The 5,626-nt window shown below is 70.2% G+C and carries 2 protein-coding genes; both read left to right on the forward strand.

Annotated features, from left to right (window positions below):
- A partial coding sequence (locus ACRDP3_RS25040; RefSeq protein ID WP_431519262.1) for a VIT1/CCC1 transporter family protein occupies positions 1 to 639 on the forward strand: 639 nt, incomplete at its 5' end.
- A gap of 403 nt (positions 640 to 1,042) precedes the next feature.
- On the forward strand, positions 1,043 to 5,626 hold a 4,584-nt coding region (gene gltB, locus ACRDP3_RS25045), incomplete at its 3' end, for a glutamate synthase large subunit (protein ID WP_431519263.1).

Raw genomic sequence — 5,626 nt, forward strand, 5'->3', positions numbered from 1 at the left:
GTGTTCGGCGCCATGGACGGCCTGGTCTCCAACCTCGGCCTGGTGACCGGAGTCGCGGGCAGCTCGGCCTCCTCCCAGACCATCGTGATCTCCGGTCTCGCCGGGCTGGTGGCCGGTGCCTTCTCCATGGCCGCGGGGGAGTACACCTCCGTCGCCTCGCAGCGCGAGCTGGTGCAGGCCGAACTGGAGGTGGAGCGGCGCGAGTTGCGGCGCCACCCCGAGGACGAACTGAAGGAGCTCGCCGAGGTCTACCAGGCGCGGGGTGTCGAGCCCGAGCTGGCCATGGCGGTCGCCCAGCAGCTGCACGAGGATCCGGAGAAGGCCCTGGAGACGCACGCCCGCGAGGAGCTGGGGGTGAACCCCTCCGATCTGCCCTCGCCGAGGGTCGCGGCGGTCTCCTCCTTCCTCTCCTTCTCGGTCGGGGCCGTACTGCCCGTACTGCCGTATCTGCTGGGTGCGACCTCGCTCTGGTACGCCGTGGTGCTGGCGCTCGCGGGGCTCTTCGCCTGCGGTGCGATCGTCTCCAGGGTCACGGCGCGGCAGTGGTGGTTCAGCGGGCTCCGGCAGTTGGCGCTCGGGGCCGCTGCGGCGGCTGTGACGTACGGTTTGGGTGTGGCCTTCGGTGTGGCTGTGGGGTGACACCATGGAGAGCGAAGAGTTCTCTGCCGAGGCGCCCGCCGTACGATCTTCTTGTTACTTGGCGGTTTCAGGCCACCGGGGGCGGGGCAGAAGCGGTAAGGCCCGCGAGCAATGAAGCCCGCACCGGGTCCGAGCATCGCGTCCCTGCGCAGGGGCCACCCACACCTCCGCCGCAGGTTCCCGGGACAGCCCCTTTGCGTATCGCCATGTGGTCACCGATTCCACACTCCGAGATGGGGCATACGTTTTTCGGGGTGTGGTCCATCATGTAACCTTCACGGAAATTTGTTCTGCAGAGGGCCAACGTCGTCCCTCGGTGCCCGCTGTCCCAGACCCGGTCTGGGAGGGGTCCCCCAGGTCGAACCAGGGGGAGCTGAAAGCCACTACGACGACGGGAGAGCCGATGCGTTCAGCGTCTCAGGCGGCCCACCCTGCCAAGCAGGGGATGTACGACCCCCGGCACGAGCACGACGCCTGCGGGGTCGGCTTCGTGGCGACACTGACCGGGGAGCCCAGCCACGACCTGGTCGAGCAGGGGCTGACCGTACTGCGCAACCTGGAGCACCGAGGCGCCACCGGCTCCGACCCGGACACCGGCGACGGCGCCGGTCTGCTGCTCCAGGTTCCGGACGCCTTCCTGCGCGAGACCGCCGGCTTCTCCCTTCCCGAGGCCGGCGCCTACGCCGTGGGCATCGCTTTCCTGCCCGCCGACGAGGACGAGGCCGCGACCGCCGTCTCACACATCGAGACGCTCGCGTCCGAAGAGGGACTGAGCGTCCTCGGCTGGCGTGACGTCCCGGTCGCCCCCGAACTGCTCGGTGCCGGCGCCCGCGCGACGATGCCGGTCTTCCGCCAGCTGTTCGTGAAGGACGCGGCGGAAGGCGAAGCCGCGCACACGCCGCGTACGGGCATCGCACTGGACCGGCTCGCGTTCGTGCTGCGCAAGCGCGCCGAGCGTGAGGCCGGGGTCTACTTCCCGTCGCTCTCCGCACGCACCGTCGTCTACAAGGGCATGCTCACCACGGGGCAGCTGGAACCCTTCTTCCCCGACCTGTCCGACCGGCGCTTCACCAGCGCCATCGCGCTGGTCCACTCCCGCTTCTCCACCAACACCTTCCCGAGCTGGCCGCTGGCGCACCCGTACCGCTTCGTCGCGCACAACGGCGAGATCAACACGGTGCAGGGCAACCGCAACTGGATGCGGGCCCGCGAGTCCCAGCTGCGCTCGGACCTGTTCGGACCGGGCCGTGAGGGCGAGGACGCCGGGAGCCTGGAGCGGATCTTCCCGGTGAACACGCCCGGCGCCTCCGACTCCGCCACCTTCGACGAGGTCCTGGAGCTGCTGCACCTGGGCGGGCGCTCGCTGCCGCACTCGGTGCTGATGATGGTCCCCGAGGCGTGGGAGAGCCCGGAGTCCACCGACTCCATGCACCCCGCCCGGCGCGCCTTCTACCAGTACCACTCCACGATGATGGAGCCCTGGGACGGCCCTGCCTGCGTCACCTTCACCGACGGCACCCAGGTCGGCGCCGTGCTGGACCGCAACGGCCTGCGGCCCGGCCGCTACTGGGTCACCGACGACGGCCTCGTCGTGCTCGGCTCCGAGGTCGGCGTGCTCGACATCGACCCCTCCCGCGTCGTACGCAAGGGGCGGCTGCAGCCCGGCCGGATGTTCCTCGTGGACACCGCCGAGCACCGCATCATCGAGGACGACGAGATCAAGCAGCAGCTCGCCGGCGAGCAGCCGTACCAGGAATGGCTGGAGGCCGGGCTGATCAAGCTGGCCGACCTGCCCGAGCGCGAGCACATCGTGCACACGCACGCCTCCGTCACCCGCCGCCAGCAGACCTTCGGCTACACCGAGGAGGAGCTGCGCGTCCTGCTCGCGCCGATGGCCAAGGCCGCCGCGGAGCCGATCGGCTCCATGGGCACGGACTCGCCCATCGCGGCCCTCTCCGACCGACCGCGGCTGATCTTCGACTACTTCACCCAGCTGTTCGCGCAGGTCACCAACCCGCCGCTGGACGCCATCCGCGAGGAACTGGTCACCTCGCTGCACTCCTCGCTCGGGCCGCAGGGAAACCTGCTGGACCCGACCGCCGCCTCCTGCCGCAGCGTGACCCTGCCCTTCCCCGTGATCGACAACGATGAGCTGGCCAAGCTCATCCACATCAACGCCGACGGCGACCTGCCCGGCTTCAAGGCCTCCACCCTCTCCGGCCTCTACCGAGTGCACGACGGCGGCAAGGGCCTGGCCGACCGGCTCAAGGAGATCTGCGTCGAGGCCGACGCCGCCATCGAGGCGGGCGCCCGGCTGATCGTGCTCTCCGACCGGCACTCCGACGCCGAGCACGCGCCGATCCCGTCGCTGCTGCTCACCTCCGCGGTGCACCACCACCTGATCCGTAACAAGCAGCGCACCGAGGTCGGCCTGCTGATCGAGGCGGGCGACGTGCGCGAGGTGCACCACGTCGCACTGCTCATCGGCTACGGGGCGGCCGCCGTCAACCCCTACCTCGCCATGGAGAGCGTCGAGGACCTGGTCTCGGCCGGCACCTTCCTGCCCGGCGACATGCCCGCCGAGGAAGCCATCGGCAACCTGATCAAGGCGCTCGGCAAGGGCGTGCTCAAGGTGATGTCCAAGATGGGCATCTCCACCGTCGCCTCCTACCGCGGCGCCCAGGTCTTCGAAGCCGTCGGCTTGGACGACTCCTTCGTGGACACCTACTTCCACGGCACCACCACCAAGATCGGCGGCGCCGACCTCGATGTGATCTCCAGGGAGGTCGCCGCCCGGCACGCCAAGGCCTACCCCGCCACCGGCATCGCCCCGGCGCACCGCCTGCTGGAGATCGGCGGCGAGTACCAGTGGCGCCGCGAGGGAGAGCCGCACCTGTTCGACCCGGACACGGTCTTCCGGCTGCAGCACTCCACCCGCTCCGGCCGCTACGACGTCTTCAAGCAGTACACGCAGCGCGTGGACGAGCAGTCCGAGCGGCTGATGACGCTGCGCGGCCTCTTCCAGCTGAAGGAGGACCGCCCCTCGGTCCCGATCGAGGAGGTGGAGTCGGCCGCCGAGATCGTCAAGCGGTTCTCCACCGGAGCCATGTCCTACGGCTCCATCTCCCAGGAGGCGCACGAGACCCTCGCCATCGCCATGAACCAGCTGGGCGGCAAGTCCAACACCGGTGAGGGGGGCGAGGACCCTGACCGGCTCTACGACCCGGCCCGCCGCTCCGCCATCAAGCAGGTCGCCTCCGGCCGCTTCGGCGTCACCAGCGAGTACCTCGTCAACTCCGACGACATCCAGATCAAGATGGCCCAGGGCGCCAAGCCCGGCGAGGGCGGCCAGCTGCCCGGCCACAAGGTCTACCCCTGGGTCGCCAAGACGCGGCACTCCACGCCCGGCGTCGGCCTCATCTCGCCGCCGCCGCACCACGACATCTACTCCATCGAGGACCTCGCCCAGCTCATCCACGACCTGAAGAACGCCAACCCCCAGGCGCGCATCCACGTCAAGCTGGTCTCCGAGGTCGGCGTCGGCACCGTCGCCGCGGGCGTCTCCAAGGCGCACGCCGACGTGGTGCTCATCTCCGGGCACGACGGCGGTACGGGCGCCTCGCCGCTCACCTCGCTCAAGCACGCGGGCGGCCCCTGGGAGCTCGGACTGGCCGAGACCCAGCAGACGCTGCTGCTCAACGGGCTGCGCGACCGCATCGTCGTGCAGACCGACGGGCAGCTCAAGACCGGCCGGGACGTGATCGTCGCCGCGCTGCTGGGTGCCGAGGAGTTCGGCTTCGCGACCGCCCCGCTGGTGGTCTCCGGCTGCGTCATGATGCGGGTGTGCCACCTGGACACCTGTCCGGTCGGCATCGCCACCCAGAACCCGGTGCTGCGCGAGCGCTTCAACGGCAAGGCCGAACACGTCGTGAACTTCTTCCGGTTCATCGCCGAGGAGGTCCGCGAGCTCCTCGCCGAGCTGGGCTTCCGCACTCTGAACGAGGCCATCGGCCACGCCGAAGTGCTGGACGTCAGCCGGGCCGTCGACCACTGGAAGGCGCAGGGCCTGGACCTGGCTCCGCTGCTGCACGTACCGGACCTGCCCGAGGGCGCGGTGCGCCACCAGGCCATCGAGCAGGACCACGGCCTGGCCAAGGCACTCGACAACGAGCTGATCAAGCTCTCGGCCGACGCGCTGTCCGCCGACGTGGCGGAGTCGGCCCAGCCGGTACGCGGCCAGCTCGCGATCCGCAACATCAACCGGACCGTGGGCACCATGCTCGGGCACGAGGTGACGAAGAAGTTCGGCGGCGCGGGCCTGCCCGACGACAGCATCGACATCACCTTCACCGGCTCCGCGGGCCAGTCCTTCGGCGCCTTCCTGCCGCGTGGCATCACGCTGCGCCTGGAGGGCGACGCCAACGACTATGTCGGCAAGGGGCTTTCCGGCGGCCGGCTGGTGGTGCGCCCGGACCGCGGCGCCGACCACCTCGCCGAGTTCTCCACCATCGCGGGGAACACCCTCGCCTACGGCGCGACCGGCGGCGAGATGTTCCTGCGCGGGCGCGTGGGCGAGCGCTTCTGCGTACGCAACTCCGGCGCGACCGTCGTCTCCGAAGGCGTGGGCGACCACGGCTGCGAGTACATGACGGGCGGCGCGGCGGTCGTACTGGGCGAAACGGGCCGCAACTTCGGCGCCGGCATGTCCGGCGGTACCGCCTACGTCATCGACCTCGATCCCGCCAACGTCAACGCGGGGCTGCGGGACGACGTCCGCGCACTCGACGCCGACGACAAGAAATGGCTGCACGACGTGGTGCGCCGTCACCAAGAGGAGACCGGGTCCACCGTGGCCGCCGCGCTCCTCGCCGACTGGGACGCGGTGGTCGGCCGCTTCCACAAGGTCGTGCCCGCCACCTACCAGGCCGTGCTCGTCGCCAAGGACGCCGCCGAGCGAGCCGGACTCAGCGAGTCCGAGACCCACGAG

The sequence above is a fragment of the Streptomyces sp. genome, from assembly GCF_050698815.1.
Taxonomy (GTDB): domain Bacteria; phylum Actinomycetota; class Actinomycetes; order Streptomycetales; family Streptomycetaceae; genus Streptomyces.